Origin of the sequence: Klebsiella sp. CN_Kp091 (genome assembly GCF_040065095.1) — a bacterium.
GTDB lineage: Bacteria > Pseudomonadota > Gammaproteobacteria > Enterobacterales > Enterobacteriaceae > Klebsiella > Klebsiella aerogenes.
The window spans coordinates 1-641 of the sequence record NZ_JBEAIO010000032.1; the positions used below are offsets into that span (position 1 = coordinate 1).

1 protein-coding gene is annotated in these 641 nt (G+C 60.8%); it reads right to left on the reverse strand.

Annotated features, from left to right (window positions below; translation table 11 throughout):
• Positions 1-641, reverse strand: a 641-nt coding sequence (locus ABLV17_RS13615) for an MFS transporter (RefSeq protein ID WP_348854330.1), incomplete at both ends; no start/stop codon positions are given.

Below are 641 nucleotides of genomic sequence, written 5' to 3' on the forward strand. Positions count from 1 at the left end.
TCATCGACGAACATCATCGGCATGACCACCGCGAAGCCGAACAGCGACAGGGTGTTGATAATGCGCACGATGCTGGAGAGCATAATGCTGCGGTTGGTGTAGATAAGGGTCACCGCGCGCCCCAGCTCGGAGAACTTCTCGCGGGTGGTGAGATTCTGCATATGGCGCGGGGTTTCGGTGTTACGCAGCGCCGCCAGGGCAATCAGCCCGCCGGTGACACAGAACGCCAGCGCCAGCCACAGGGTGCCCATCTCGCCAATGTGCGGGATGGTGAAGCTCGGGATATAGCTGCCGAACACGCCGATACCGACGGAGTAGACCGCCCAGAACCAGCCCAGGGCCGAGCTGGAGCTGTCGCTGCGGACGTTATGGATAATGGCGACGATGAACGAATAGAGGAACAGCGGATAGGCCAGACCGCGGATACCGTAAAACAGCAGAATTAAGGCATAGTTGGCGCGGCCGAGACCGAAGACGAGGAACAGGACGTGGAACACGCACCACAGCACAAAACCGATAAACATGGTTTTACGCGGGGTGATGATTTCCGCGACCACGCCGGAGACCCAGGCCGAGAGGGCGGCGGCGAGGCCGTAGAGGGTGAAGGCGAAAGAGGCCTGCGCCGGGCTGAAGCCCAGTTC